The organism is Marinomonas sp. KMM3893, assembly GCF_004352855.1.
In the GTDB taxonomy this organism is placed as follows: domain Bacteria; phylum Pseudomonadota; class Gammaproteobacteria; order Pseudomonadales; family Marinomonadaceae; genus Marinomonas; species Marinomonas arenicola.
Map to the genome: position 1 here is coordinate 307,055 of NZ_SJSC01000004.1, position 26,297 is coordinate 333,351.

Below are 26,297 nucleotides of genomic sequence, written 5' to 3' on the forward strand. Positions count from 1 at the left end.
TTTAGGGCAGAGTTATCTGCCCTGATTAGGCCATTAATGTATTTGTGTTGAGTCGCCTCTCAATAGGCTGATTTGTTCCGCGATATTGTACTCTTTTTCTTGATTGTCTAACTCGTAGAGGTGTTCTTCTAGTTGTTGGTATAGTGCAATTTCTTCATCGCCTAAGAAATGTAGGCATTCACCGCCTATAAACCACAATAGCTCTCGCTTAATAAGTGGTACTAAATTAGCGTAACAGCGAATGAAGCGAGCAAGCAGCTCTTGGCCATCAAATACGTACTGAGTGTCGTTGGCCTGAATGTTTAGAACAAGTTGATCCCACTTTTCCAGAAAATCGATTTCTTCTTCCGCCAAGTCGGCCTGATCAAATGGAAAGTGTTCTGAAATGCGCTGACGTAACTCTGTGCATGCATTAAAAATATATTGATTGCGTGATTCCACAAAAAAACCTATTCAAATAAATAACGATTAAGTTGGCGATAGCCTAACGAGACTCATAATTATGACATATGCAATCGAAATAAGTGACCTAAAAAAACGCTACGATGGTGGTTTTGAGGCGCTTAAAGGTATCGATTTAAAAGTAGAAAAAGGCGACTTCTTTGCATTGCTTGGCCCAAATGGTGCCGGCAAGTCGACCACTATTGGTATTTTGTGTTCCTTGGTTAACAAAACGTCAGGTCGTGTGTCTATTTTTGGTGCAGACATTGATGATGACTTTGCCAAAGCGAAAAAATATTTAGGCGTTGTACCACAAGAATTTAATTTCAATGTCTTTGAATCGGTTTTCAATGTGGTTGTTACCCAAGCGGGCTTTTATGGCATCAGTAAAAGTGTGGCTGAACAGCGAGCTGAAAAATATCTGAAACAACTGGGTTTATGGGACAAAAAAGACGTCCAATCTCGTATGTTGTCAGGTGGTATGAAGCGCCGTTTGATGATCGCACGCGCTTTGATTCATGAGCCTGAAGTGTTGATCCTAGATGAGCCAACCGCAGGGGTTGATATCGAATTGCGCCGCTCTATGTGGGAGTTTATTAAGGCGTTAAATGAGCAGGGCACAACGATTATTTTGACCACGCATTACTTAGAAGAAGCGGAGCAGCTTTGTCGCAACATTGCGATTATTAATAGCGGTGAAATTGTTGAAAACACCAGTGTAAAGGCTCTATTAAAAACGCTTAATCAAGAAACCTTCATCCTAGATTTGGATAAAAGTGTGGCACAAGACTGGCGTGTTCCAGGTTACGCCATCGAGGTGGTAAACGATGCGACTACCATTGAAGTTGAGGTGATTAAAGGGCGGCCATTAAATGTGGTGTTTAAAGCGCTCGATGAAGACGGGATTAATGTGTTGAGCATGCGCAATAAATCGAACCGACTTGAAGAGCTCTTCGTCAAACTTATTAAGGGTTAAGCTGAATGAAAAATTCTGAAATATTTATCGCGTTTTATACGATACTTCGTCGTGAAATTCGCCGTTTTATGCGCATTTGGCCGCAAACCTTACTGCCGCCAGCGATTACTATGTCTTTGTATTTTGCTATCTTTGGGCACTTTATTGGTAGCCGAATTGGTGAAATGGATGGCTTCAGTTATATGCAGTACATTGTGCCAGGCTTGATCATGATGTCGGTGATAACTAACTCTTACTCTAATGTGTCCTCTTCCTTTTTCTCGGCTAAGTTTCAGCACAGTATTCAGGAACTGTTGGTATCGCCAACCCCGAACTGGGTGATCTTGTTGGGGTATGTGCTGGGTGGTGTTGCGCGCGGTTTATTTGTTGGTCTGATCGTGACTGTGTTGTCGCTGTTTTTCACTCATTTGACCCTGCATAATGTGTTCTTGACCGTAATCGTTGTGCTGTTAACTGCAATCATGTTTTCGTTAGGCGGTTTTGTGAATGCTATCTACGCGCGCAGTTTTGATGATGTGTCTATTGTGCCGACCTTTATTTTGACACCATTAACCTATCTAGGCGGTGTCTTTTATTCTATTCATTTGTTGCCCGAGTTTTGGCAGAACTTGTCATTGCTCAACCCTGTTTTATACATGGTGAATGCGTTCCGCTTCGGGATTCTTGGTGTATCGGATATCAATGTATATTGGGCTCTGGTTATTGTTTGTGTGTTTATCGTCGTACTGTTCTCATTTGGCTTGCATTTGCTGAATAAGGGCAGAGGCATTCGTAACTGAGGAATTGAATATGGGTTTTTTACCCTTGGGTCAGCAAACAGACTATGTGTCTGAATACGATGCTGACTTGCTTTACCCTATCGCTAGGGTTGATAAATGGGCTGAAATGAATATCGAGGCGCAGCGTCTGCCTTTTTTTGGCGAAGACATTTGGAATGCGTATGAAGTGTCTTGGCTAAATTTAAAAGGGAAGCCCATTGTGGCTTTGGCGGAGTTTCGTTTGCCTTATAACTCGCCAAATATTATTGAATCCAAGTCGTTTAAACTCTATTTGAATTCATTAAATCAAATGCGTTATGAGTCATTGGCGGATGTGCAATCCTTACTAGAAAAGGATTTATCAAACGCCGCTGGAGCGCCGGTGACCGTGATGTTACGGGATGTTGACTCCATGTCTGCGCTTGTGGTTTTAACGCCGGATTATTGCATTGATGAGCTGGATGTCGAGGTGGAAGAATACCACCCTAACGCTGACTTGTTGGCCGTTGATGAATCCCTTGGCGTGGTTGAAGAAAGATTGGTTAGCCACCTGTTAAAATCAAATTGCCCAGTGACCAATCAGCCTGATTGGGGCTCTGTGTTTATTGATTATAAAGGGCCTAAAATTGATCACGAACAGCTGTTGAAATACGTTATCTCATTTCGTGAGCACACGGACTTTCATGAGCAATGTGTTGAGCGTATTTACATTGATATTATGCGCCAATGCAAACCAGAAAGTTTGATTGTCTACGCTCGTTATGTGCGTCGCGGTGGTTTGGATATTAATCCGTACCGAGCGTCTACGCCGATCGTGTTGGGCAATGATAGATTGACGCGTCAGTAGTTTTTGCCATCGCGCATTGAGTGCTCTGGATGCTAACAAGCCCGTCTCATTTTGAATGAGGCGGGCTTTTTTGTTGCTAGAGAGTCAGAGGCTTAATGGTTCTTAAAAGCGTCGATTAGATAATTCACCAGCGCTTTCACTCTTAAGCTGGTGTTGCTTGATTGCGGATACAGCACGGTGACGTCGGATGAGGGAAGTTGCCAATCAGGCATGGGCTCAATAAGCTGACCTGAGGCGAGTTCCTGCTCGACATAATAGGAGGGTTGTCGGCTTAGTCCTGCACTCGCGAGTACGGCCAGCTTAGCGACATGGCCATTAGCGCATTTTAATTTGCCTTGTACCGGCAACTCGTATTTTTCTTTGCTTATCTTGTGTGTAAATGACCAGCGTTTAACAGAGCCATTGATGAGCGGCTGATCAAGTAAGGCTCTGGGGTGGGTTAGCTTGCCTATGCTGTTGAGAAAATCAGGCGTTGCCACCAAATGGTTGCTGTAATTCGTCAGTTTGCGGCCGATTAAATTCGAGTTTTCCAGTGTGCCCATGCGAATCACCAAGTCGTATTGTGCTTCGATCAAATCCACTCTGGGGCTGGAAAAGCTAAGGTCAATTTCAATGTGCGGGTTTTCTTGCATAAAGCGCAAAAGTAGAGGGGAGAGTATCTTTTCGCCAAACAACCCTCCCACGGCATTAATGCGTATGTTGCCGCTGAGGCTGGTGTTGGCATTTTGCGCAGATTGAACGGCGTGCTCAAGTTGGTCAATGCCTTGCCTTGAAAGCTGATAAAAAGTCTCTCCGGCCGGAGAGAGGGACAGCGAGCGGGTGGAGCGATAGAGTAATTGAACCCCCATGTCTTTTTCTAAGCGGCTGATGATTTGCGACACTCGTGCACGGGATAAACCGAGTTGTTCGGCGGCTTTGGAAAAGCTTTGCTCCTCGACGACGGCAAGAAACTCACGGATGCCATCTGGAAAACCTGACGTCATATTGTTAAGCCTTAATAAACAAACCGTTAATTGAATTGATAATTATAAACATTAACAAGGCTCGTATAGTAGAGGAATTCATCATAACGAGACATTGGAGTGAGTGTGAAAACAAGAGTATTGGGAAAGACAGGCTATCAAGTGTCGGAAATTGGTTTGGGGTGTTGGCAATTGGGCAATGATTTTGGCCCAGTGGAAGACGCAGAAGCGCGTGCTATTTTGCAAGCGGGATTGGACTCTGGTGTGCGTTTTTTTGACACCGCGGATGTGTATGGTTCTGGCTTGAGTGAGTCCAGAATTGGTGCTTGGTGTCGTTCGTTAGCAACGCCGCCGATTGTCGCCACTAAAGTCGGCCGCAGTGCTGAGCTTTACCCGAATGGTTACAGCAAAGTGGCGGTGAAGCGGAGTTTACAAGTCTCTGCTCAGCGTTTGGGTGTAGACACGATTGATTTGGCGCAGTTGCACTGTGTGCCGCGAGATGTTCTGTTTTCTGGTGATATGCTGGCCTGGATGGAAGATTTTAAAAAAGAGGGGATTATCAAGCATTTCGGTGCCAGTGTAGAGCTCCTGGATGAAGCGCAGTTTTGCTGCACAAACCCTGAATTGGCCAGTCTGCAGATCTTATTCAATGTGTTCCGACAGGACGCGGTTGATGCGTTGTTTGCACAAGTTGAAGAAAATAACATTGGTGTTATCGTGCGCTTGCCTTTGGCCAGTGGTTTGTTGGCGGGGAAAATGACCGTCAATGACCAATTCGATAAACAAGATCATCGTTCTTATAACCAAGACGGTGCGGCGTTTCATGTTGGCGAGACCTTCAATGGGTTGCCGTTTGCAAAAGGGGTGGCCTTGGTGGATGAGCTGAAAAATAGACTGCCTGCAGGGCACAATATTCTAGACGTGTCCTTGCGTTGGATTTTAGATCATCCTCAAGTGTCGAGTGTGATTGCTGGAGCAAGTCGTGCGTCTCAGGTGATGCGCAATGCGTCTGCATCAGATTTAGCGCCGTTAAGTGATGACGTGCATGCGCTCTTGAAAGCTTATTACTACGATGAGGTAAAAGGCTCTATTCGTGGTGGTGTTTAAGGCGAAGTCGGGGCGAAAAAAAAGCATGCCAAAGGGCATGCTTTTTTAGGATCAAACATCAGGAAAAAGGCTCTGTTTTCAGCCTGCGTTCTTAAATGATCTGTGCGGTATGATCCTTGGTTTTTACTTTTTCAATAATGTTGCTGATCACGCCGTCTTCATCAATCACAAAGGTCGTTCTGACCGTGCCCATGTATTCTTTGCCCATGAATTTCTTTAATCGCCAAGTGTCATAAAGGTCGTGTACTAGGTGTTCAGGGTCTGAAATTAGGCTAAATGGCAGTTCATTTTTAGCAATAAAGTTCTGGTGGCGTTTTTCTGAGTCGGTGCTGATGCCCAAAACGACAAAGCCCTTTTCAAGTAAGGTTTCGTAGTTGTCTCTCAAATTACACGCTTGTGCGGTACAGCCAGGCGTAGAATCTTTCGGGTAAAAATACAGAATGACTTTCTTGCCACGGAACTGGCTTAAGGTGATATTTTCACCGTGTTGGTCTTTGGCTAAAAAGTCTGGCGCGCTTTGGCCTATTTTTGGTGTCATGTTTTGCTCTCCGATATGGCACTGTTTAGTCATGAAAAAAGCTTCAATATTATTAGCTTATCAAGAGATGTGGGAAAAATCCTCACGAAACAAGGCTTCCTTGTAATTTACTCGCGCTTTACAGGTCTGCAATATTGTTAAACTAGAGCCTGAACGGTACTATATGTTCGCTTATTATTTTATTGGAGGCTCGAAATGATCACAGGTAGTTTAGTCGCTCTCATTACCCCTATGACATCGAATGGAGCGGTGGACTCAAAGAAGTTAGATGATCTTATAGAGTTTCATATTGCACAAGGAACCCACGGCATTGTTGCAGTGGGTACGACAGGCGAGTCATCCACGTTAACGCCTGAAGAACACTCCAATGTCATCCGACAAGTCATTAAAACCGTTAACGGTCGAGTGCCCGTCATTGCCGGTACCGGTGCCAATGCCACCCATGAGGCCATTGATCTTACTCAGGCGGCGAAAGACGCTGGAGCGGACGCTTGTTTGTTGGTGACACCTTATTACAACAAACCCACTCAGGAAGGGCTTTACCAGCATTTTAAAGCGATCGCTGAAGCGGTAGAAATTCCTCAAATTTTGTACAACGTTCCCGGTCGAACCGCTTGCGATATGCAAAATGAAACCGTTGTGCGTCTTGCCTCTGTGAAAAATATTGTGGGCATTAAAGACGCGACCGGTAACCTAGAACGCGGCGAAGCCTTAATTAAATCACTTCCAGAGGAATTCGCGGTTTATTCTGGCGATGATCCAACCGCAGTGGCCTTGATGTTATTAGGCGCTAAAGGGAACATTTCCGTGACGGCAAACGTTGCCCCTAAAGCCGTATCGCAAGCGGCAGAGTTTGCGCTAGCAGGTGATGCGGAATCCGCTTATGCAATGGATCAGAGTATTGCGCCACTGCATATGAATCTGTTTGTTGAGTCTAACCCTATTCCGGTTAAATGGGCGTGTGCTCAGCTTGGTCTTTGTGAAAACAGCATTCGTCTGCCGTTGACGGTGCTTTCAGAAGCGCACCACGAAGCGGTGAAACAAGCGATGGTGCAAGCAGGAATCCTTTCTCTATGAATAAAACAACGATCAAGTTAGCGGGTATAGGCGCACTGGTCTCTGTGTTATCTGGTTGTAGCATAGGCTTAAAAGACAACTCGGATGATTACCGTAATGACACGGTCAATTCGGTGGTGTTACAGGCGCCTGCGGGCTCTTTGAGCAGTCGTGATGATTTGGTCATTCCGCATGAAAATCAGATAGCAAGTGTTGAGCCGGGTTCTAAATTCACAGTACCTAGAGCCACCTTTGTCTTTTATCCAATGGCAAAAATTGATGTCATAATGAAAGCAAACCGTGTGGTGCTTGATGTGCCGGCGAACCTTGTGCAATCGAAGAAAATGGTAAAAGATTTTCTTATGGCCTTGCACGGTGATGGTGAATCCATTGCCAGCGACACTGACAAGCAAATTGTCAGTGTGCCGTTTCAATTTATTAAGCAGGGATGGTGGGCTTCAATGTGGAGTCATGTATCGCGTGACTTCCCTGAGCAAATCGTCTTCTCATTCTCTTTCTCCAGTTCTGAAAAGGGCACCCTTGTTGCTGTGCAATACCGTGTAGAAGATCGCGGTGAAGCCGTCACGGATTGGTTAAGCCCGACGACCCGAAATGACATGTATGCTGACACGCTGCGGTTATGGGGTGATATGGCAAGACAGCTTAATAAACAGTCTGTTTCCCTGTCAGAGCAAGGCAGTAAAGCCCCATTCCATGTGTGGATCGACCACCGTGGCTTATTGGCGATTCACTTAAAGCCAAAAACCAATGTTCAAGATGCGTTAGTAACGCAGTTGGCAGACGCTGGCTTGACGCAAGTCGCTGGCAAAGAAAACACCTTAGCGGTGTTGCCTTTGGCGAGTGATAAAACAGATGGCTTTGCACCGAACGCCACAGAGAGTGACGCCGTATCTTGGGATAAACGCGAATATAAGTATTCGATTATTCATCAAAAAGCAGGTGATTTTTTGATGATTGACGTATCGACTTCGCCGACGCCTGAAATAACCTCGTTTCTTTTAGCACAGCGTTTTGTAAAATAAAAGATTAACCCTCACAGCAAAAAATCGGAGATTCTCCAATGGAAAAACGACAAGAGCTATATGCAGGTAAGGCAAAATCTGTATTTAAAACAGATGATCCTGACAAAATGGTTCTAGTGTTTCGTGACGACACATCGGCATTTGATGGAAAAAAAGTCGAACAGTTAGATCGCAAAGGTATGGTGAACAATAAATTCAATGCGTTCATTATGACTAAGCTTCAAGAAGCGGGTATTCCGACGCATTTTGAAAAGCTATTAAGCGATACTGAGTGTCTTGTTAAGTGCTTGGATATGATGCCGATTGAGTGCGTTGTACGTAACGTAGCCGCTGGCAGTCTTTGCCGCCGTTTAGGTGTCGAAGAAGGACTTGCTCTTAACCCGCCAACGTTCGAATTGTTCTTAAAGAACGACGCGTTAGGTGACCCTATGATCAACGAATCACATGTTGAATCATTTGGTTGGGCAAAAGCGGAAGATCTTGCGAAAGCGAAAGTGCTAACTTACAAAGTGAACGATGTGCTGAAAGCCTTGTTTGCTGAAGGTGGCATGACATTGGTTGACTACAAACTTGAGTTTGGTCTGTACAAGGGTGAAGTTGTTTTAGGCGACGAATTCTCTCCTGATGGCTGTCGTTTGTGGGACTCTGCAACCAATGAAAAACTAGACAAAGACCGTTTTCGTCAAGGTTTAGGTGGTGTTATTGAAGCGTACGAAGATGTAGGTCGTCGTATCGGTATTGATTTCGACGCTTAAGACCGGGTGACGCCATTGTCAATGAAGGGGCTGTTTTGCCCCTTCATTTTTTGCAAATAAGGGTTCACTTTTGATTAATTTTCTTCCTATCCGTATTGGTCTGCGTTACGCCAGAGCCAAACGTTCTAATCATTTTATTTCCTTCATTAGTTTCTCTTCCATTGCTGGCTTAGCCTTGGGTGTGGCTGTTTTGATTACGGTATTGTCCGTGATGAATGGCTTTGACCGTGAGTTGCAGCAACGAATTTTAGGCATGGTGCCACATGCCACCCTGTGGGGCGATCCGGTTTTAAAGGATTGGCGTAAAGACATGAAAGCCATCGAAAAAATGCCCCATGTAGTGGGTGTTGCGCCGCATACGCAAGCGCAAGTGATGTTTCAGTCTGGCGCGAGCGTTCACGGGGCACTATTAAATGGCATCAATCCAGAGATGGAGAAAAAAGTCTCCATCATTAATGATCACATGGTTTCAGGTTCTCTCGATGCGTTAAATAGTACACCTTTTGGCATCGTATTAGGCTCCCAGTTAGCGAAAATGCTAGGGGTCAACATTGGGGATAAAGTCACGGCCATTTTGCCACAGGCCAGCGTGTCAATTGTCGGCGTTACGCCAGTATTAAAGCGTTTTACACTTGTGGGCGTGTTTGAAGTAGGGGCTGAGTTAGACAGCAGCCTTGCCTATATTAATGTGAAAGACGCGGCGCTATTAAAGCGCTATAAGAAAGACGATGTAGAGGCGCTACGTATCAGTTTTGACAACCTATTTGTCGCCCCCACTGAAATTTGGGATATTGCCCGCGCTATTCCAGGATTAAATAAAGTCAGTGATTGGACGCGCACCCATGGCAATCTTTTCCATGCGATCAAAATGGAAAAGACCATGATTGGTCTGTTGTTGTTGCTGATCGTGGCGGTTGCTGCGTTCAATATTGTCTCCACCTTGGTGATGGTGGTGACCGATAAACGTAATGACATTGCGATATTGAGAACCATGGGCTTAACGTCGCGACAAGTGATGGCGGTGTTTATTGTTCAAGGTATGTTCATTGGTTTATTGGGGACCTTAATTGGTTTGGCGTTGGGCATTACCTTAGCGCTAAATGTGAGCAGCATAGTGAGTTGGTTACAGCATCTGCTTAATGTGCAGTTCTTGAGTGCAGATGTTTATTTCATTAACTATTTGCCTTCTGAGCTTGAATGGTCTGATGTAAAAATGATTGTGAGCTGTGCTTTTATTATGACGGTGGCAGCGACCATCTATCCTGCGTGGCGAGCGTCGAAAGTAGAACCGGCTGAGGCTTTACGTTATGAGTAAGGAAGTAGTACTAGAGTGTCAGGCACTGTCTAAGCAATATCTAGACGGCAAGCAAACGGTTGATGTGTTTCGTTCTATTGATTTTTCTCTCCATAAAGGGGAGGCCTGTGCAATTGTTGGGGCGTCTGGATCAGGCAAAACGACCTTGCTTAATTTGCTTGCCGGCTTGGATTTGGCCAGCAGCGGTGAAGTGAAGTTGGCCAATGTTTCTTGGTCGAGCATCAAGGACGCTAAGCGCGCCAAAATGCGCAATAAAGAAATGGGCTTTGTGTATCAATTCCATCATTTATTGCCCGAATTTTCGGCGCTGGAAAACGTCATGATGCCCATGTGGATTGCCGGCACCTCTAAAGCAGAGTCTAGGCGACAAGGGGAAATCCTCTTGTCTCAAGTTGGTTTGGGTGAGCGTTTGAATCACAAACCCTCTCAGCTTTCAGGGGGCGAGCGTCAGCGTGTTGCCATTGCTCGTGCATTGGCGAATAAACCCGCTTGTGTGCTGATGGATGAGCCAACGGGAAACCTAGACGAATCGACATCCCAAGACATACAGGCGCTGATTAATGAATTAAAAGTCTCCCACGATATGGCTTTTTTGATTGTGACCCACGATGAGAAAATGCTTGGCTGGATGGACTCGGCCTATCGATTATCGCAAGGTGATTTGCTGCCTATTGAACGTGCTGGCGAAGCCGAATAGTTAACGCGGTATCGTAACCAAAAAAACCACTCAACTGAGTGGTTTTTTTGGTTCTGAAGAAGAGGAAGTTTCTATGTTTGTATTAGATTCTTCTTTTTTTACGCTCTTTCCAGCGCTTTATGACGTGAATCCGCCATACTAATAAAATAGTGACATAGGCAAGGATGCCAAAAAATAGGCCGGACACGACTGAGCCCAAATATAGCGGGAGCCAGATGTGTTCCAGTTTTGCCCAAATCCATTCGACAGAAAGGTGAAAATCTTTGCCGTCATCGCCACCCATAATCAAGCTGCCCACTTTGTAGTTAAAGTAGAAAACAAAGGGCATGGTAAGCGGGTTAGTGATCCAAACAAGGGCAATAGAAAGTGGAATGTTGGCACGTAACGGGATGGCAAGCAGGGCAGAGACTACCATTTGAAATGGCATTGGGATAAAGGCCCAAAATAGTCCGTTTAAAAAAGCTCTAGCAACCGAGCGCCTGTTTAGGTGCCATAAATCAGCTTCATAGATTTGTTTTCCCAACAAACTTAAGGCTTTGTTTTCTTTTAGCTTTTCTGGATTTGGGATAAATTTTTTTAAGTAACGCTTCGGCATAAGCAGGTATGAGTCAGGTTAGCAATTTAAGACATGGAGGTCTTATGTTACTAAGTGTTTTAATCTTGATCGGCGCCATTTTGGTGCCAAGCGAATATCAGTGGCTGTATTCTACTCATATCATTCTGGTGTGTCTCTATTTAATCGGCACTCATCGTTTTTGGCTGTTGTTTTTGACCTTTCTTTCCCTGATTAGTTGGCAGTTAAGCGAAACAAACGACGTGCCTGCATTTTCTTTGCTTAAATCCCAAGCTTTGTTCTTTAGTCCTCAATCCAAGCGTCTGTACAGTGAAGGGGATGTTGGGTGGCAAATGGCAGGCGCTAAGTCCTTGTCTGTTAGACTAAAAGACGCTCATGGTGTGCGATATTTTTATCAAGATGTTCAGTTCGAACCTTTCTCATCGCGGCCAGAGCGCGCATTGCGTGTCACGCTTAAAGAGGTTGTTGCCCCCGCAAAGAACGAAAGCTGGATGTCGAGGCGACTTTATACAGAGCGCCAACTTGCTTTGTTGGACGTGACTAGTGATGAGCGGCTTATCACTACTGAGCATAGAGCGCCTACTCTGAGGCGAACGATCAATGGGCGTTTGCAAGGCGTCTTTGCCCATTATCCGAGTTGGCGATTTTCAAAAGCGCTGTTGCTGGGCGATGACAAAGACTGGGACGAGCGAGATAAATGGATGGTCAGGGCCTTGGGGCTTGCGCATTTGTTTGTAGTCTCTGGTTTGCATACAGGGTTTGTGTTTGTTTTTGGTCGCATATTGAGTCGAGTGTGTTGGCGTTTAGCGCCAAATCGCTGGGTGTTATCAGGCGTGAACTGCTGGTTAGTGGATGCGGTTATTATCATTCCTATTTTGATTTTTTATGCCTATCTCACTGGTTGGGGAGCGCCTGTGGTGAGGGCGGCGATCATGTTAAGTCTCTATCTGGTGTCCAAAGTGCTTTTTACTCAGCAATCGCCTTATAAAGTGGTGATGTTCGCTTTGTGGGGCATTTTGTTGTTCGACCCAAGGGCCGTGTTGCAGCCAGGGTTATGGTTGTCATTTAGTTTGGTGTCTTGCTTGATTGCTTTTAGTCAGAGTACTCAGCATTGGACACGCATTTTCCTCTTGCAGTGTATGTTGTCGACCGCTTCTATGGTGCTTATTTGGGGGTGGCAGGCGTCTGTTTCTGTTGTGTCTGTGCCGCTTAACTTGTTCATGGTGCCGTTGGCGGCTTTTCTCTGGTTTCCGTTAGGCGTGATGGCAAGTGTGGAAGGGCTATTTAATCAAACCTCGTACTTGTATGGAGTCATAGACTTTGGCTTGCTGCATATTCTTCGTGGCTTGGAGGCATTGGCGTTTCAATTGCCCATGTTGGATTTCGACACTTTTTTGAATGCTTTCTCAAAGTCGCTATTGTTGCTCTTGGTGGTATTTTGGATTTGGCAATGGCCGTTAAGGCGTGGCTGGTTGTGCTTACTGTTGATTTGGTGCGTATTGTTGATTCCAAGAGACAAGCTGTCAGGCGTTCAGTATCAGGTGGTGAATAGAGCGGGGGAGCTGGCATTTGAAAAAGAGTCTGAAATTCGTTTAAGCAGTCGCTGGCATAGGGAAGATGTGGCCCAGCGATTGCTGATTTTATTTGATGAGCAAAGTCAGTGGAATTCGCTGGCGTTATTGCTGGCGGCCAATGATGAGGAGCTGGAGCCTGCTGTGTTGCTAAAGGAGAAGATTGATTGGGTTTTGTTCAAAAAGACACCTTCTGAGGCAATGCAATCGAGATTGCGTGGCTTGCAGATAGATTGGTTGTCTATTGAGCCTGGCGAAGCCTTGTTATTTCGCCGTGAGAAAGGGCTTGTCTCAGTTCGACATTTAACCTGTTCCTTTTCAATTTTTCTCTTTAAATCTGACACTTGCAGGCGTGTTGAAAAGTTAGAGTTTATGTTAAATTAACATCAAATTTTAATGGGAGTTCGCGGTGTTAACCTTTATCCAAACTGGCGGTTTTTTCATGTGGCCTCTATTGGCCTGTTCTATCCTGACAATGGCGATCATTATTGAGCGCTTTTGGGTGCTGCGAAAATCTCGGGTTGCTCCGAAAAACTTGTTATTGGATGTGATGTCACGTTTACGCGATGACAGAATGTCATTGGACTACATTCGTTCTATGCAAAATACCGCAGGCCTCTCTTCTATTTTTGCGGCCGGTTTGATGAATTCTAAATATGGCCGTAACAGCATGAAAGAAAGCATGCAGGAAGCGGCAGGTCATGTGATTCATGATCTTGAAAAATTCATGAGCAGTTTGGGCACCATTGCTGCAATTTCACCCTTGCTAGGTCTGTTGGGCACAGTGGTCGGTATGATCAAGGTATTTTCTGTGTTGATGGAACAGGGGGCTGGCAACACCGCCTTGTTGGCTGGCGGTATTTCTGAGGCTTTATTGACCACCGCGGCAGGATTAGGGGTTGCGATCCCTGCGCTTGTGTTTCATCGTTATTTCAGCCGAAAAATAGATGAAGTGGTGGTGAGCATGGAACAGCAATCCACTAAATTGGTTGATGCCCTGCACAATGATAGGGAGTCAAAAGCAGGAGTGAGTCAGTGAAGTTTCGACGTCAAAAAATCGATGACGTACAAATCAATCTTACTCCCCTGATTGATGTGGTTTTTCTGTTATTGATCTTTTTCATGGTCAGTACCACATTCAACCACAGCTCGGAATTAACCATTGATTTGCCATCGGCGACCACTGGAGAAGCGATAACAGATCGCAGTCAAGATGTTGAAATTGTCATTACCAGTGATGGACAATATGTGATCAATGGGCGCACCTTGGTGAATGAGAAAGTGGCGACGCTGGTCAAGGGTATTGAAGAGGTGTCACAAGGTGACAACAAGCGGCCACTAATTATTACTGCTGACGCCAAAGCCCCTTATGAAATGGTGCTCAATGTCTATGATGCTGCCGCGCAGTTAGGAATCTCCAAAATAGCCCATACGGCACAAAGAGAGCAAAGCGAGTGAATCTAGAGTCATTGTTGGCCCGATCTTGGTATGGATCTTGTCCTTGGACGAAGGTATTTACCCCATTAATGCCGTTCGTCAAAAAGGTGGTGTATAAAAAACGCGCGGCCTTCCTAGCCAATCCTAGCCAATCCTATCGCGCGCCTGTTCCTGTTATTGTTGTTGGCAATATCAGTGTGGGTGGTACCGGAAAGTCACCTATGGTGGTTGCGCTGTGTGAATGGTTGCGAGACAGTGGTTTTCACCCTGGTATTGTGTCCCGTGGTCATGGGGTGACATTGACCTCACCTGTGTTGGTTGACGAACACAGCTTGGCCTCTCAAGTAGGCGATGAGCCCGTTATGTTGGCGCGCCGTACCCAATGTCCTATTGTGGTTTATCCGAAACGAGCAGACGCGGTTAAGCATCTGCTGAACGTGGCAAAGGTGGACGTGCTTGTGTGCGATGATGGCATGCAACATTATGCGCTCAATCGCGACATAGAAATTGCAATGGTGGACGCTCAACGTGGTATCGGAAATGGGTGTTTGTTGCCCGTCGGACCGCTTCGCGAGCCGGTTGAACGCTTAGATAGTGTCGATTATATCGTCAGCATAGCCAACGAAATAACCCCCACGCTGGCGGCCTTGAATCACACCCTAGAGCATGGCTCCGTGATCACAGCGACATTGTCTACTCCACAATTAATGTCACTGGACGGCGCGCGCCAATTGGCGTTTTCAGAGGCTTTTGCAGGGGACAAGCAGTGGCATGTCATGGCGGGAATCGGTAATCCCGAACGTTTCCTAAATACGTTACACGCATCAGGGTTAACAAAGCCTGAATCCGTTACTTGGTTTAGTGATCATCATGACTATCATAAAGACGATATTCCTTTGCAGGGTAACGTCATAATGACGGAAAAAGACGCGGTAAAGTGCCAAAATTTAGCCTTAACAAACCAGAATGTGTGGTATTTGCCGGTTTCCCTTACCTTGCCAGAAACACTTAAAACAACGTTAATCAACAAGTTACAACATATAAAAGATGAGAAGATGTCATGAATAAAGTTTTATTGGATATTCTAGTTTGCCCTGTTACCAAAGCGCCACTAACCCTAAGCGAAGATGGCACTGAGTTGATCAGCAAGGTGGGCGGCATGGCTTACCCTGTGCGCGATGGTATTCCGGTTCTGTTGGAAACCGAAGCACGTACCTTGAACTCAGAAGAAAGATTGGATTCAGGCTCAGTAAAGTGAAGACGATCAAGGTGCTGACGGTGTGTCTGGGGAACATTTGTCGTTCCCCAGCGGCGCAAGGTATTTTGCAAGCGGCCGCAACGCAACACAAAGGTTTGGATCTGCAGGTGGATTCGGCGGGAACCGCCGCTTACCACATTGGCAAATCACCAGACCCGCGTTCTATTCGAGCTTTGTCTGATGTAGGGGTGAATATTTCAGCGCAACAGGCCAGACAAGTGAAGGTCGAAGATTTCGACTACTTTGATTGGATTGTAGCCATGGATGCGGACAATTTAGCTAACTTAAAAGCCATTCAGCCAGCAAACAGCCACGCCAAATTGGTGATGTTTGGTGCCTACCACACCAGTGCGGCGCTCGGTGAGGTGCAAGACCCTTATTATGGTGAGTATGATGGTTTTGTGGTGATGCGAGAGCATCTGCAAAGGATTTCAGAGCGCTTTGTTGCTCATCTTATGTCGGTTGATCAGGAATCATCTTGCTTATGATGGATGTCTTAGAACACATGCTCTCGGACGCGCCTTCTGTGGTGCAAAGAGACGTTTCCCTCGCTTCTTTTAATACCTTTCGCTTTGATTATCAGGCGCAGTTTTTGGCGTTAGTGGATGACCTAGAGACGCTCAAACGAGTGGCTCATTGGGCGCATTCTCACCAACTGCCGATTACCGTGTTAGGCGGTGGTAGTAATTTACTTATCCGTGACCATGTTTCTGGTTTGGTGATTGTTAATCAATTGCGTGGTAAGCGTCTTGTGTCTGAGGACGCTGAGACGCTTAGGCTAAGCGTGGCCGGAGGAGAGAACTGGCATGATTTAGTGGCACATTGCGTGCAGCAAGGTTGGTCTGGTATAGAAAACCTTGCACTTATTCCGGGTACGGTTGGTGCAGCGCCGGTGCAAAATATTGGCGCTTACGGCGTCGAAGTCAAAGACGTAATTGCCCGAGTGCAAGTGTTAGAGATTGATAGCGGGCAGCTCTATTGGTTGAGGGCCGAAGAGTGTGGTTTTTCTTATCGAGACAGTCACTTCAAAGGGAAATGGAAGGGGCGTTATATCATTACCGAAACGGAGCTTTGTTTGTTTAAACAGCCTCGTTTGGTATTGGATTATGGCGGTTTAAAAAGTCAAATTCATGGTGAGGCTAATTTGCTCACTGTGTTTGACGCGGTTTGTGCCGTTCGACGCAGTAAGCTGCCGGATCCTAATGAAATTGCCAATGCAGGGAGTTTTTTTAAGAACCCGGTTGTTTCGGTCGAAGAGCACGCAGTATTAAAGCAGCGTTTTCCAGATTTGGTGTCTTTTGTCTTTGCGGATGGTTATAAATTGGCGGCAGGTTGGATGATAGATCAAGCTGGCTGGAAGGGGCGTCAACACAAAGGGGTTGGCGTGTATGAGAAGCAGGCTTTAGTGCTGGTGAATCATTCTGAACAGCAAGCCGCCTCTTTGCTTGAGCTAGAATCGCTTATCAAGGAATCTGTTTTCGAGCGTTACTGCGTGCAGTTGGAAAGAGAACCGGTTGAATTGCCTTCTGTGGTAACAGCGAAATCCCATGCGAAGGAGAGCGTCTGTTGAAAATAGGCATAATGGACTCAGGGGCGGGCGGATTAACCATCCTTAATGCTATTCGCCAAAAAATCCCTGCGCTTGATCTTATCTACCTTGCTGATGAGGCGTTTGCACCTTATGGCGAGAAGAAACCTGAAGACATTCAATCGCGAATTATCAACATTGGGCAATTTTTTGAAAGCCAGCAAGTCGATGCGATTGTTGTGGCATGCAATACAGCCACCGTTTGTGCGATTGATTGTTTGCGTGGCGCCACGCATTTGCCGGTGATAGGCGTTGAGCCTGCTGTTAAACCGGCGTTTCGCATCAGTAAAAAGCGTCATGTGGCGGTGCTTGCCACGCCACTGACGGCCAACAGTCAACGTCTTGGTGAGTTGATTGATTTGTGGCGAGAAGACAGCAAGGTACACATAATGTCGAGCGCTTCGTTGGCGTTTGCGATTGATGCTTGGCCACAATCCGGTGCGCAAGTCGAAGAGGTTGTAAGGGCGTTGTGTGATGAGATGATCGCATCAGAGGTGGATACCTTGGTGTTGGCCTGTACTCATTATCCCTTGGTAAAAAGTTTGTTTGCAGCGGCGCTTGGTGCGCACTGTGACATTATTGAGCCGAGTGAGGGCGTTACCGCTCAGCTGATACGTCGTTTAAAGCAGGCTTATCCTGCGCAAGCTTTGTCATGGTCGTCTCCAGAGCAAAGTGGCAGTATTGAGATTGTCAGTACCAAAGGCCTTGAAAACATGGGGCGTTTGTTGGGTTGGGTAGACGATAAGGCGGCGGTTGCTAATCAGCGCAGCATTGATCTTTCATTGTTTGATAAAGTACTTGATGCATAAAGCATGATACTGGATAGGTCATCGCCTAGTATTAATCAATAAAGCAGAGCATTAAAAAAGCCCGCATTCAATTGAATGCGGGCTTTTTTGTGTGCCGAGTGAGCTATCTATTCAGTTTCAGATGTCTCAGCAGTGGCTTGTGGTGCGTTGTTTTCTTCACGTGCGATACGTGGGTCATTTTTAACGCGACCAGTAGAAGCGCTGCGGCGACGTGACGACGCGGCTTGGCGTTTTTCAGCCAATTCTTGCTTCATTTTTTCTTGTTGAGCCAAAATAGCTTCTGGTAATTCAACAGACTCTTTTTTCTCTACAGAGGCTTTAACGGCTGGTTTACCACGACCACGGCGAGGTGCTCGAGTTGGGCGAGCCGCTGGCTTCTTAGTCGCTTCTTCAGCTTCAGGGACGGCTTCTTCAGCGTGTTCTGCTGTGTTAGCCGCTGTTTCCTGTTGTGGTGTTTCAGCTTTTGCTTTTGCTTCTGCTTTTGGCGCATCCGTTACAACGGCTTCAGCGTTAGGCGTTGCTTCGGCAGCCGCTGGCGCTTCTGTTAATTGCGCCTTTACCGCTACTTTAGGTTTTTCGCTTTGTGCAGGTTTCGCCGGAGCGTCTTTTACTGTTTCCACTGCTTGCTCTGCTACGTCAGAGGCTGTCTCAGCTTGTTCTGCTGGCGCTTCAGGTGCTTTTGCTTCAGCTTCAGTTGCTGTGTCAGTCTGTACCGTTTCAGGTGTCGCTGTTTCAGGGGCATTGTTTGTTGCTTCAGCGGGTTTTGCTTCAGCCGCAGGTTCTGCGTCAACAGTAGGGGCTGTCGCCTCTTCAGTGTCAGCTTCTACTGATGCTTCTACTGATACTTCTGCTTTCTTCGGTGCGTCAATTGAGGTCTCTGCCGTTTCTGCTGTCGGAGTTTCAAGCGTTGGTGCGGCGTCGGTTGTCTCAGCTGGTGCGATTTGCGCACTTTCTGTTGTTACTTCTGCAGCAACTTTGACGGCTTTGGTCTCGTTTGCATCCGCGTTTTCTGCGTTCTCAGTGTTTGACTCTTGGTTCGCGTCTTCTGCTTTTTGAGGGCGTTGACGTGAACGGCGAGAGCGACGAGAGCGGCGTTGTTCGCGAGGCGCATCATCAGAATCTGTGCCGTCATTATTGCGAGCTTCTTCCGCGCTTAAGATGGCGGCTTCCGCTGCGGCAGTTTCTTCTTGTTCGCGTAATTTTTCAGACGCTTGTACGTCTTCTTTCAGCTTGCCGTTACGACGACGATTGTCGTTACGATCGCGTTTGCGTTCAGTGACTTCAGGAACGACTTTTTCTTTCGCAACGGTTTTTGGTGCGCTTTCTTTTTTGTCGGCCTTATTGTCCTGAGTGTCTTGCTTGTGCTCAGGTTTATTGTTGTTGCGTGAACGATTGTTGCGGTTGTTGGTTTTTTCACCATTGGCTTCCGCTTGTTCGCGGCGAGATTGGCGAGTAGAGCGAGTGTTTTCTTTGTTGCCGTCTGCCGCAGCTGTATCGCGATCCGCATTTTGATGCTTGGTGCGCTTGTTACGGTTATTGCGGTTGCCGCCTTTGTTAGCCGGCGTGCGTTGCTCGCTGGTACTGCGCTCAGTGCGAGGAGCAGAATGGCTGCTGGTTGTGTTTTTCTTCGCTGGTGCAGGAGCGGCTTCCGCGGCTGGTGCTTCACCGAAAAGGGCTGTCAAAAAGCGTTTTAGTAAGCCTGGTTTGGCTTTCTTTGCAGTCGCTGGCGCTTTTGCTGCAGCGGGCGTTGCAACGGCGTGAGCCGGTGCTGGTGCTTTAGGTGCAATACTGGTTACCGCCGCTTGTGGGCGCGCACTCTCATTTACCTGGCGAGGCTCGTAAGGTGGTTGCTCTGGCGTCTCAACGATGGAGTAGCTGTTTTCGTTTTGAGAGACAACAGAGCTGTCATCACGAATGCGTTCTACTTCAAAATGAGGCGTTTCCATGTGCGGATTTGGTACCAAAATAATATGAACGTTGTTACGTTTTTCTATTTTAGCAATGTTAGTGCGTTTCTCGTTTAGCAAGAAAGTGGCAACAGAAACAGGCAGTACTGCGCGAATTTGCGCGGTACGCTCTTTAGAGCATTCTTCTTCGATAAGGCGAAGTACAGAAAGCGCTAATGACTCAACGTCACGGATGAATCCTTGGCCGTTACAGCGAGGACAAACGATACCGCTGGTTTCGCCAAGGGAAGGGCGTAAACGCTGACGGGACATTTCCAACAAACCAAAGCGTGAAATGCGACCAATTTGCACACGTGCGCGGTCAGCTTCAAGCGCATTTTTCATGCGATTTTCCACTTCTTTTTGGTTGCGTACTGGTGTCATGTCGATGAAATCGATCACCACTAGGCCACCAATATCACGTAGGCGTAATTGGCGTGCAATTTCGTCTGCTGCTTCTACGTTCGTTTGCAGTGCCGTTTCTTCGATGTCGCCGCCTTTGGTTGCGCGAGCGGAGTTAATGTCGATAGAAACCAAGGCTTCTGTCGGGTCGATGACAATAGAACCGCCTGAAGGTAGACGAACTTCGCGCTGGAATGCGGTTTCGATCTGAGTTTCAATTTGGAAGCGGTTAAACAGTGGCGTCGAGTCGGTGTACAGCTTGATGCGTGATTTGAAATGCGGCATAACCTGCATCACAAAGTTAATGGCGTCTTGGTAAGCGCCTTTTTCATCAATTAGAACTTCGCCGATGTCTTCGCGTAAGTAGTCGCGAATGGCACGAATAACAATGTTACTTTCTTGGTAAATCAAGAAAGGCGCCGGTTTTTCAGAAGCGGCTTTCGTGATGGATGTCCACAGTGTGTCTAGGTAATCCAAATCCCACTGCAGTTCTTCAGTAGAACGACCTACACCCGCAGTACGAACAATTAAGCCGCCATTTTCTGGGGTTTTAAGGCCTGACATCGCTTCTTTAAGTTGTGAACGATCGTCACCGTCGATGCGGCGAGAAATACCACCAGCACGAGGGTTGTTTGGCATCAGTACCAAGTAGCGACCGGCTAGGCTTACAAACGTGGTGAGTGCCGCACCCTTGTTGCCGCGCTCTTCTTTGTCTACTTGAACGATGACTTCCTGACCTTCGCTTAATACATCTTTAATATTAATGCGGCCGTCATGGTTGGATTTTTTGGAGAAATAGGTTTTAGAAATCTCTTTAAGAGGAAGGAAACCATGGCGTTCAGCGCCATAATCAACAAAAGCGGCTTCTAGACTCGGTTCGATACGAGTAATACGGCCTTTGTAGATGTTTGCTTTCTTCTGTTCTCTAGAACCAGATTCGATATCAAGATCGTATAGACGTTGGCCATCGACAAGGGCGACCCGCAACTCTTCTTGTTGAGTTGCATTTATTAGCATTCTAATCATTATAAGTGTGAACTCTGTTGGCTGACGCGAACAAATGTATAGGAGAAGGGGCCGATGTAGGTTCTAGCCCAGAATAGAGATAGCAATTCGTAGTGCTCAGGCAGATGGAGTACGCGATGCGTTTATAAAAATAAAACGATTTTATGCGGTCGTCGCCAAATCAATAACAAAAAGTCCTATACCGATCTCGTTTTTTGCTTTTTTTACGATACAACGCGAACGCGCGGTCGAGCAATTAATGAGATTTCCTTCTACTGACACAGAATTATCCGAATCATGCGGTTTATTATTTAAGCTTAACTGTTACAGAGGTAAGATAGAGGGCCGAAGTGTCGCTTCGGCTAAATTTGTTCAGTTCTCAGTGTCTTACCTTCGAGGCGTTCTGTTGCCTCTTACCCTCTGTGAATGTGAATATAACAGTAAAAACTAAGTGCTTCAATTATAAAGGAAACCAATCTTTGGTTATGTCGGACTCAGATCTAAATTCCGCAGAGCGGCCAGCGGTACGCTACGTGACGATTGACGAGAATAATTCTGGTCAACGGATCGATAACTTCCTTGTGACCCTGCTAAAAGGTGTGCCGAAAGGCAAGTTGTATAACCTTTTGCGCAAAGGGGAAATTCGGGTAAATAAGAAGCGCACCAAACCAGATTATCGTTTGCAGCACGATGATATTGTGCGCATTGCGCCCATTGTTGTTGCGCCTGCACCAGACAAGCCGATGTTGTCAGACAAACTCAAAGACAGCATTGAATCGCGCATTGTCTATGAAGACAAAGGCCTGATTGTGGTGAACAAGCCGTCTGGGTTGGCTGTGCACGGTGGCAGTGGCTTGAGTTTTGGTCTTGTGGAAGTGATTCGCCAGATGCGCCCGCAAGAAAAATTCATTGAGCTTGTTCATCGACTTGACCGAGACACCTCTGGTTTGATCATGGTGGCAAAAAAGCGCAGTGTCTTGAAAGAGCTGCATACGGCACTTCGAGAAAAAGAAGGGGTGCAAAAAACCTATTTGGCATTGGTTTACGGAAGCTGGCCAAAGCGTAAGTTGCAAGTGAATGCGCCTTTACTGAAAAATGAACTTAAATCAGGTGAAAGAGTGGTAAAAGTTCATACGGACGGCAAAGAGAGCCTTACGCGTTTCAAATTGGCTCGTCAATTTAACGGATACAGCTTGGTTGAGTGTGAACCCGTCACTGGGCGTACTCACCAAATTCGTGTGCACGCTTTGCACGCAGGTTACCCAATTGTTGGCGATGATAAATATTCGCCGGTGGAATTGTTGAAAGAAACCAAGGCGCTTGGCTTTAAGCGCTTGTGTTTACACGCAACACGTTTGGATATTATGCTAAACGGCGAGCGTATGTTGTTTGAAGCGCCATTGGATAAAGAATGGCAGACACTGATGAATGAATCATTAGAGTCCGTGTTTCCATAACGCTGACAACAACGCGAACAGACTGAAAGGAGTGGATGTGTATCTGCTCCTTTTTTTTGCGTTGCGTTCGCTGCCGGTCTGACTTATGTCAGCGCAGAGGGGCTCGGCAAGGCGTAAAATTCCTCGACGGTTCTGTCGTTTTTTACGGCAGCCTTGATAAAGGAGTATGTATGAAGGTAGGTGGTGTAAAACTTGTCCCTGGTATTTTTTCCATTGGCTTGGCGGCCAGTATTTGGTTTGTGGTCCCCGTCCCTGAGGGCGTGTCGGTAAATGCCTGGCATTTGTTGGCTTTGTTTGTTGGAACCGTGGTCGCCATTATTGGGAAGGTGATGCCGATCGGCGCGTTAGCAATTTTGGCAATCACCTTGGTTGCCATCACAGGCGTCACCAATGACAGTCCATCGGGTGCGATTAAGGACGCTCTAAGTGGCTTTTCTAATTCGCTTATTTGGCTTATCGGTATTGCCATTGTGATTTCTAGAGGGTTGGCCAAAACAGGTCTTGGTAATCGCATTGGCTATTATTTTATTTCTTTGTTCGGCAAGAAAACCATTGGCATTGGTTATGCGCTGGCGTTGTCTGAATTGGTGATCGCTCCGGTAACACCAAGTAACACGGCGCGCGGGGGTGGTATTATCCACCCAATCATGAAATCCATTGCCAGCAGCTTCGGTTCTTCTCCAGAAGAAGGCACTTCGCGTAAGATAGGTCATTATCTTGCGTTGGTGAATTATCATATCAATCCGATTACCTCGGCCATGTTCATTACCGCGACGGCGCCGAACCCTCTTATCGTTAAGCTTATTGCTGATGCGACCGGAGCAAACATTAGTATTTCTTGGGGAACTTGGGCATTGGCCGCTTTGTTGCCAGGCTTGGTATGTATTGCCTTGGTGCCCTTAGTGATTTACGCGATTTATCCGCCTGAAATTAAAAGTACTCCAGATGCCAGTGGTTACGCAAAATCCAAGTTGGCAGACATGGGGGTCATGAGTTATGGCGAAAAAGTCATGGTGGCGGTGTTTGCTCTGTTGCTTTTGCTGTGGGCAGGGGTGCCGGCGATGCTTTTTGGTGCTGAGTTTGCGGTGAACACTACCGCGGTGGCGTTTTTGGGCTTGTCAGTGTTGTTGGTCACCGGTGTGTTGAGCTGGGAAGACGTACTCAAAGAAAAATCCGCATGGGACACTGTGGTGTGGTTTTCGGCCTTGGTGATGATGGCAACGTTCTTAAACAAGCTTGGTTTAGTGCATTGGTTCTCGACCGTGGTGCAAAGCAATATTGAGCAGTTTCATTTAAGTTGGGGCGTGTCAGTGGTCATCTTGGTTGCCGTCTACTTTTATGTGCATTACTTTTTTGCGAGTACCACGGCGCACATTACCGCCATGTTTGCGGCCTTTTACGCGGCCGGTTTAGCCTTAGGGGCGCCGCCTTTGTATCTGGGTTTATTACTCGCTGGCGCCTCGTCTTTGATGATGTCGTTAACCCATTACGCAACAGGTACTTCGCCGATTATTTTTGGCTCTGGTTATGTGTCTATGGAAGATTGGTGGATCATGGGCTTTATTATGAGTCTTGTGAACTTAGCCGTTTGGGGAATTGTCGGCGGTCTTTGGTGGAAAGTGTTGGGCTATTGGTAAGTCGTCGCGTTATTAGCACAGAGTGAGAGTTTTAGCATGGAATGAGAGTTTTAGCATGGAATGAGAGTCTGGTGATTTTCAATTATAAAAAAGGCGACCGTATGGCCGCCTTTTTTTTGTTTGGTATGGCTTACGACAATTTAGGAATGCCGGTTAGGTAGCCAACCGCGGCGCCGTAACGATCCTTGTAATTTGCCCGGATGTACGGGTCCAGAGTGTCTTTCACTTTATCATGCAATGGGCTTACCCAATCACCTGGGTGTTGCCAGTTACTCATGATGTAGGTCCAGCCATTTAATTCATCGACTGCGTGTAAACCGGTTGATTCTGCCCCTGCTGGCGTCGATAGAATGCGCGCCAGTTCACCGCTGTCGACGTTATACGCCCATAAGAAGTTGTTCACATGGTTGCCGCTGTCTTCACCAATAAATAAGGTGCGTAGTTTTTCAGAAAACTTAAGGTTGTCAGGGTTAGAGATGCGATCGGCGTGCGCTGTGTTGCCAAGTTCGTCCGGCACAGCAAGGTCTTCGCCGATAAGATTCGCCGGCGCTTCCATACGAACTGACACCCATTCACTGTCGATGGTGTGGCCGTGGTTGTCTTTTTGCCCACCTTTAAGGGTGTGCTCGTAAACCGCGCCCGCTTTAGGACCTTCAACGTGGATGTCGGTACTGCCATCGGTCATGGTTTTATAGATGTAAGACATGGCGGAGTAGGCTTTTTTGTCTTTGATGTTGACTGTGGTGCCTTCCATTTTTGTGAAACCTAAAGACGCTCCGATTAAGGCTGCGTAACGGTGAGTTTCCAAAAAGGCGGCTTCTTTTTCCATTCCAGGCTTCAATTTCACCCAGTTCGTTTTGCCACTGTAGCCGATTTTGGTGAAGCTTGGGTCTTTCGGGTCTTTGGTGTGGATTTCCATGATATCGGTTGATTTGATGCCAGCATCAACAAGGCGCTGAATTTCGTCGCTGTTTGCTTCGCCTAGCTTGATCCAAGTTAGGTTGCCAGCGCCCGGTCCTTTGCCTGATGTTTGGTGCCATTTTGCCGCGTACAATTTACCAGACGAAAGGTCGCGGGGCTTGTCAGCAATGAACATAAATAAGCCACTGTTGGTAAAATCGTCGCCCATTAAGACGGTGCGCTCATCTGGCATAACTTGTACAAGCTCGTGGGAAAGGCGACCCATGCAGTAATGTTTTACTATGGAGCCAGTACCGTCTTTATGAACCGTGACTTCAGGAAGATGGCCGTAGTTGTAAGGTTTGGCTTTGTTCTCATCGCCAAATAAGTTCTTACTGTAGGCTTTAAACTGCTCGTTATCTAAATCTGACGCATCGGGTTGATATTCTTCACTGGAAAGGTGGGTTCCCCAAGGAGACAAGCTGGCGCCACAGGTGATCCATAGACCGCCCACATTGGATGTGTCCACGTTGTGGTATTTTACCAATTTTAGTTCGCCCGTTTCTGGGTTTTGGTCCAGCGTCAAAACAGCGATAGGCGAAGGTAGGCGACCGTACATATCGTTGTCCGCGCCATCACGGCTGGTGTACTCAAATTGAACAACGGCGAAAACGTGGTTGCCGTACACGCCAGCGACGTTGGCGTCTTTGACCGTCAATAGGCTAGAGCCATCGGGACAGTCGGAGAAGAACTGACGGTTATTTAAAGTAGGATCGGTAATTGGTTTATTATTAATATCATAATAACCGCCCGCGACTAAAGTATTGCCCTTGCCATCTGGCACGCGATCGCCTGAAATAAAGAAAGGGTGGTAATCCAGCTTCACTAGACGACTAGAGCCATCTTCAAATTTTAACTGCATGGCGGCGTTTGTGTATGCGGTCGCCATGGCGGCAGGGTTACTAAGAGAAGGCGCTGTCATTGGTACAAAGCTGACGGAAGATAAAGGCGCCTCTGTCATATTTTCTGCAAAGGCTTTGGCGCTAAACATGCCCCCAGCAAGTGGTAATAATGGTGCCCCGGCCATAAAGCTAAGCATGCGGCGGCGGGTGTTATCGATTGACTGACTCATGGTTATTATTCCTTTCTATCTTCAGGGATTAGCTGTCGTAAAGTAAAAAGTACAAAGTGGTAGCTTCATTAACTGCCGGGCTAGTA

25 protein-coding genes are annotated in these 26,297 nt (G+C 46.7%); 19 read left to right on the top strand and 6 right to left on the bottom strand.

The genetic code is table 11. The features are described 5' to 3' along the window. Nucleotides 1-33: 33 nt before the first annotated feature. The gene (locus E0D71_RS12305) at nucleotides 34-441 is read right to left on the bottom strand and encodes a PA2817 family protein (RefSeq protein WP_133003599.1); all 408 of its coding nucleotides are present in this window, start codon (nucleotides 439-441) and stop codon (nucleotides 34-36) included. A 61-nt stretch (nucleotides 442-502) separates the two neighbouring features. On the opposite strand from E0D71_RS12305, the gene E0D71_RS12310 reads away from it, so the two are divergent. Genes E0D71_RS12310 through queF form a run of 3 tightly spaced genes read left to right on the top strand, consistent with a single transcriptional unit; the run spans nucleotide 503 to nucleotide 3,022 of the window. Then, a complete protein-coding gene (locus E0D71_RS12310) occupies nucleotides 503-1,417 on the top strand; it encodes an ABC transporter ATP-binding protein (RefSeq protein ID WP_133003600.1) in 915 nt (304 codons plus the stop codon). 5 nt (nucleotides 1,418-1,422) lie between these two features. Continuing rightward, the gene (locus E0D71_RS12315; protein ID WP_133003601.1) at nucleotides 1,423-2,196 is read left to right on the top strand and encodes an ABC transporter permease; all 774 of its coding nucleotides are present in this window, start codon (nucleotides 1,423-1,425) and stop codon (nucleotides 2,194-2,196) included. 10 nt (nucleotides 2,197-2,206) lie between these two features. Next, nucleotides 2,207-3,022, top strand: a complete 816-nt coding sequence (gene queF, locus E0D71_RS12320; RefSeq protein WP_133003602.1) for an NADPH-dependent 7-cyano-7-deazaguanine reductase QueF — start codon at nucleotides 2,207-2,209, stop codon at nucleotides 3,020-3,022. Nucleotides 3,023-3,114: 92 nt separating this feature from the next. On the opposite strand, the gene E0D71_RS12325 is transcribed toward queF, so the two are convergent. Beyond that, complete coding sequence (locus E0D71_RS12325; protein ID WP_133003603.1) at nucleotides 3,115-4,005, bottom strand: LysR family transcriptional regulator; 891 nt, start codon at nucleotides 4,003-4,005, stop codon at nucleotides 3,115-3,117. A gap of 105 nt (nucleotides 4,006-4,110) precedes the next feature. Here E0D71_RS12325 and E0D71_RS12330 point away from each other — a divergent pair, with 105 nt between their 5' ends. Continuing rightward, nucleotides 4,111-5,091, top strand: a complete 981-nt coding sequence (locus E0D71_RS12330) for an aldo/keto reductase (protein ID WP_133003604.1) — start codon at nucleotides 4,111-4,113, stop codon at nucleotides 5,089-5,091. 91 nt (nucleotides 5,092-5,182) lie between these two features. Here the strand turns inward: E0D71_RS12330 and bcp are convergent, their stop codons facing one another. Beyond that, nucleotides 5,183-5,629, bottom strand: coding sequence for a thioredoxin-dependent thiol peroxidase (gene bcp / locus E0D71_RS12335; RefSeq protein WP_133003605.1), 447 nt, complete (start codon nucleotides 5,627-5,629; stop codon nucleotides 5,183-5,185). A gap of 195 nt (nucleotides 5,630-5,824) precedes the next feature. On the opposite strand from bcp, the gene dapA reads away from it, so the two are divergent. The 5 genes from dapA to E0D71_RS12360 all read left to right on the top strand — a co-directional run bounded on the left by dapA (nucleotide 5,825) and on the right by E0D71_RS12360 (nucleotide 10,495). Beyond that, on the top strand, nucleotides 5,825-6,706 hold the full coding sequence (dapA, locus tag E0D71_RS12340; protein WP_133003606.1) for a 4-hydroxy-tetrahydrodipicolinate synthase: 882 nt from the start codon (nucleotides 5,825-5,827) through the stop codon (nucleotides 6,704-6,706). Further along, nucleotides 6,703-7,728 carry a hypothetical protein gene (locus tag E0D71_RS12345; RefSeq protein ID WP_133003607.1) on the top strand — a complete coding sequence of 342 codons (1,026 nt, stop codon included), beginning with the start codon at nucleotides 6,703-6,705 and terminating at the stop codon, nucleotides 7,726-7,728. The genes dapA and E0D71_RS12345 overlap by 4 nt, the downstream gene beginning before the upstream one ends. A gap of 38 nt (nucleotides 7,729-7,766) precedes the next feature. Further along, on the top strand, nucleotides 7,767-8,483 hold the full coding sequence (gene purC / locus E0D71_RS12350) for a phosphoribosylaminoimidazolesuccinocarboxamide synthase (RefSeq protein WP_133003608.1): 717 nt from the start codon (nucleotides 7,767-7,769) through the stop codon (nucleotides 8,481-8,483). Between the two features lie 70 nt (nucleotides 8,484-8,553). Next, nucleotides 8,554-9,798, top strand: coding sequence for a lipoprotein-releasing ABC transporter permease subunit (locus E0D71_RS12355; RefSeq protein ID WP_133003609.1), 1,245 nt, complete (start codon nucleotides 8,554-8,556; stop codon nucleotides 9,796-9,798). Continuing rightward, nucleotides 9,791-10,495, top strand: a complete 705-nt coding sequence (locus tag E0D71_RS12360; RefSeq protein ID WP_133003610.1) for an ATP-binding cassette domain-containing protein — start codon at nucleotides 9,791-9,793, stop codon at nucleotides 10,493-10,495. The genes E0D71_RS12355 and E0D71_RS12360 overlap by 8 nt, the downstream gene beginning before the upstream one ends. 82 nt (nucleotides 10,496-10,577) lie before the next feature. On the opposite strand, the gene E0D71_RS12365 is transcribed toward E0D71_RS12360, so the two are convergent. Then, nucleotides 10,578-11,090: a DUF2062 domain-containing protein gene (locus tag E0D71_RS12365; protein WP_133003611.1), complete on the bottom strand. Its 513-nt coding sequence runs from the start codon at nucleotides 11,088-11,090 to the stop codon at nucleotides 10,578-10,580. A gap of 44 nt (nucleotides 11,091-11,134) precedes the next feature. Between E0D71_RS12365 and E0D71_RS12370 the strand changes: the two genes are divergently transcribed. Genes E0D71_RS12370 through murI form a run of 8 tightly spaced genes read left to right on the top strand, consistent with a single transcriptional unit; the run spans nucleotide 11,135 to nucleotide 17,732 of the window. Further along, nucleotides 11,135-13,024, top strand: a complete 1,890-nt coding sequence (locus E0D71_RS12370) for a ComEC/Rec2 family competence protein (protein WP_165942993.1) — start codon at nucleotides 11,135-11,137, stop codon at nucleotides 13,022-13,024. Nucleotides 13,025-13,049: 25 nt separating this feature from the next. Continuing rightward, nucleotides 13,050-13,679, top strand: a complete 630-nt coding sequence (locus E0D71_RS12375; protein ID WP_133003613.1) for a MotA/TolQ/ExbB proton channel family protein — start codon at nucleotides 13,050-13,052, stop codon at nucleotides 13,677-13,679. After that, nucleotides 13,676-14,098, top strand: coding sequence for a biopolymer transporter ExbD (locus E0D71_RS12380; RefSeq protein WP_133003614.1), 423 nt, complete (start codon nucleotides 13,676-13,678; stop codon nucleotides 14,096-14,098). Before E0D71_RS12375 ends, E0D71_RS12380 begins: the two co-directional genes overlap by 4 nt. After that, on the top strand, nucleotides 14,095-15,141 hold the full coding sequence (gene lpxK, locus E0D71_RS12385) for a tetraacyldisaccharide 4'-kinase (protein ID WP_133003615.1): 1,047 nt from the start codon (nucleotides 14,095-14,097) through the stop codon (nucleotides 15,139-15,141). The genes E0D71_RS12380 and lpxK overlap by 4 nt, the downstream gene beginning before the upstream one ends. Then, nucleotides 15,138-15,335: a Trm112 family protein gene (locus tag E0D71_RS12390; protein ID WP_133003616.1), complete on the top strand. Its 198-nt coding sequence runs from the start codon at nucleotides 15,138-15,140 to the stop codon at nucleotides 15,333-15,335. The genes lpxK and E0D71_RS12390 overlap by 4 nt, the downstream gene beginning before the upstream one ends. Next, entirely contained in the window at nucleotides 15,332-15,823 is a 492-nt protein-coding gene (locus E0D71_RS12395; protein WP_133003617.1) for a low molecular weight protein-tyrosine-phosphatase, read from the top strand. Before E0D71_RS12390 ends, E0D71_RS12395 begins: the two co-directional genes overlap by 4 nt. Continuing rightward, nucleotides 15,820-16,905, top strand: coding sequence for a UDP-N-acetylmuramate dehydrogenase (gene murB, locus E0D71_RS12400; RefSeq protein ID WP_243712031.1), 1,086 nt, complete (start codon nucleotides 15,820-15,822; stop codon nucleotides 16,903-16,905). Before E0D71_RS12395 ends, murB begins: the two co-directional genes overlap by 4 nt. Next, a complete protein-coding gene (gene murI, locus E0D71_RS12405) occupies nucleotides 16,902-17,732 on the top strand; it encodes a glutamate racemase (RefSeq protein ID WP_133003618.1) in 831 nt (276 codons plus the stop codon). Before murB ends, murI begins: the two co-directional genes overlap by 4 nt. Nucleotides 17,733-17,839: 107 nt before the next feature. Here murI and rne read toward each other — a convergent pair whose 3' ends face one another. Beyond that, nucleotides 17,840-21,097 (bottom strand): ribonuclease E, encoded by a 3,258-nt coding sequence (gene rne, locus E0D71_RS12410; RefSeq protein WP_343772930.1) that lies wholly within the window; start codon nucleotides 21,095-21,097, stop codon nucleotides 17,840-17,842. Nucleotides 21,098-21,570: 473 nt separating this feature from the next. On the opposite strand from rne, the gene rluC reads away from it, so the two are divergent. Beyond that, nucleotides 21,571-22,542: a 23S rRNA pseudouridine(955/2504/2580) synthase RluC gene (rluC, locus tag E0D71_RS12415; protein WP_133003620.1), complete on the top strand. Its 972-nt coding sequence runs from the start codon at nucleotides 21,571-21,573 to the stop codon at nucleotides 22,540-22,542. Between the two features lie 170 nt (nucleotides 22,543-22,712). Then, complete coding sequence (locus tag E0D71_RS12420; protein ID WP_133003621.1) at nucleotides 22,713-24,179, top strand: anion permease; 1,467 nt, start codon at nucleotides 22,713-22,715, stop codon at nucleotides 24,177-24,179. 130 nt (nucleotides 24,180-24,309) lie between these two features. Here the strand turns inward: E0D71_RS12420 and E0D71_RS12425 are convergent, their stop codons facing one another. After that, nucleotides 24,310-26,211 (bottom strand): alkaline phosphatase PhoX, encoded by a 1,902-nt coding sequence (locus tag E0D71_RS12425; RefSeq protein WP_133003622.1) that lies wholly within the window; start codon nucleotides 26,209-26,211, stop codon nucleotides 24,310-24,312. Between the last annotated feature and the right edge of the window lie 86 nt (nucleotides 26,212-26,297).

Excerpts from the sequence above, each read along its gene's own strand:
- E0D71_RS12325 (WP_133003603.1), bottom strand. The coding sequence starts at position 4,005 with ATGACGTCAGGTTTTCCAGATGGCATCCGTGAGTTTCTTGCCGTCGTC.
- E0D71_RS12370 (WP_165942993.1), top strand. The coding sequence starts at position 11,135 with ATGTTACTAAGTGTTTTAATCTTGATCGGCGCCATTTTGGTGCCAAGC.
- rne (WP_343772930.1), bottom strand. The coding sequence starts at position 21,097 with ATGCTAATAAATGCAACTCAACAAGAAGAGTTGCGGGTCGCCCTTGTC.
- E0D71_RS12390 (WP_133003616.1), top strand. The coding sequence starts at position 15,138 with ATGAATAAAGTTTTATTGGATATTCTAGTTTGCCCTGTTACCAAAGCG.
- E0D71_RS12420 (WP_133003621.1), top strand. The coding sequence starts at position 22,713 with ATGAAGGTAGGTGGTGTAAAACTTGTCCCTGGTATTTTTTCCATTGGC.
- E0D71_RS12310 (WP_133003600.1), top strand. The coding sequence starts at position 503 with ATGACATATGCAATCGAAATAAGTGACCTAAAAAAACGCTACGATGGT.
- E0D71_RS12425 (WP_133003622.1), bottom strand. The coding sequence starts at position 26,211 with ATGAGTCAGTCAATCGATAACACCCGCCGCCGCATGCTTAGCTTTATG.
- rluC (WP_133003620.1), top strand. The coding sequence starts at position 21,571 with ATGTCGGACTCAGATCTAAATTCCGCAGAGCGGCCAGCGGTACGCTAC.
- murB (WP_243712031.1), top strand. The coding sequence starts at position 15,820 with ATGATGGATGTCTTAGAACACATGCTCTCGGACGCGCCTTCTGTGGTG.
- dapA (WP_133003606.1), top strand. The coding sequence starts at position 5,825 with ATGATCACAGGTAGTTTAGTCGCTCTCATTACCCCTATGACATCGAAT.
- E0D71_RS12315 (WP_133003601.1), top strand. The coding sequence starts at position 1,423 with ATGAAAAATTCTGAAATATTTATCGCGTTTTATACGATACTTCGTCGT.
- E0D71_RS12360 (WP_133003610.1), top strand. The coding sequence starts at position 9,791 with ATGAGTAAGGAAGTAGTACTAGAGTGTCAGGCACTGTCTAAGCAATAT.
- E0D71_RS12365 (WP_133003611.1), bottom strand. The coding sequence starts at position 11,090 with ATGCCGAAGCGTTACTTAAAAAAATTTATCCCAAATCCAGAAAAGCTA.
- queF (WP_133003602.1), top strand. The coding sequence starts at position 2,207 with ATGGGTTTTTTACCCTTGGGTCAGCAAACAGACTATGTGTCTGAATAC.
- E0D71_RS12345 (WP_133003607.1), top strand. The coding sequence starts at position 6,703 with ATGAATAAAACAACGATCAAGTTAGCGGGTATAGGCGCACTGGTCTCT.
- purC (WP_133003608.1), top strand. The coding sequence starts at position 7,767 with ATGGAAAAACGACAAGAGCTATATGCAGGTAAGGCAAAATCTGTATTT.
- bcp (WP_133003605.1), bottom strand. The coding sequence starts at position 5,629 with ATGACACCAAAAATAGGCCAAAGCGCGCCAGACTTTTTAGCCAAAGAC.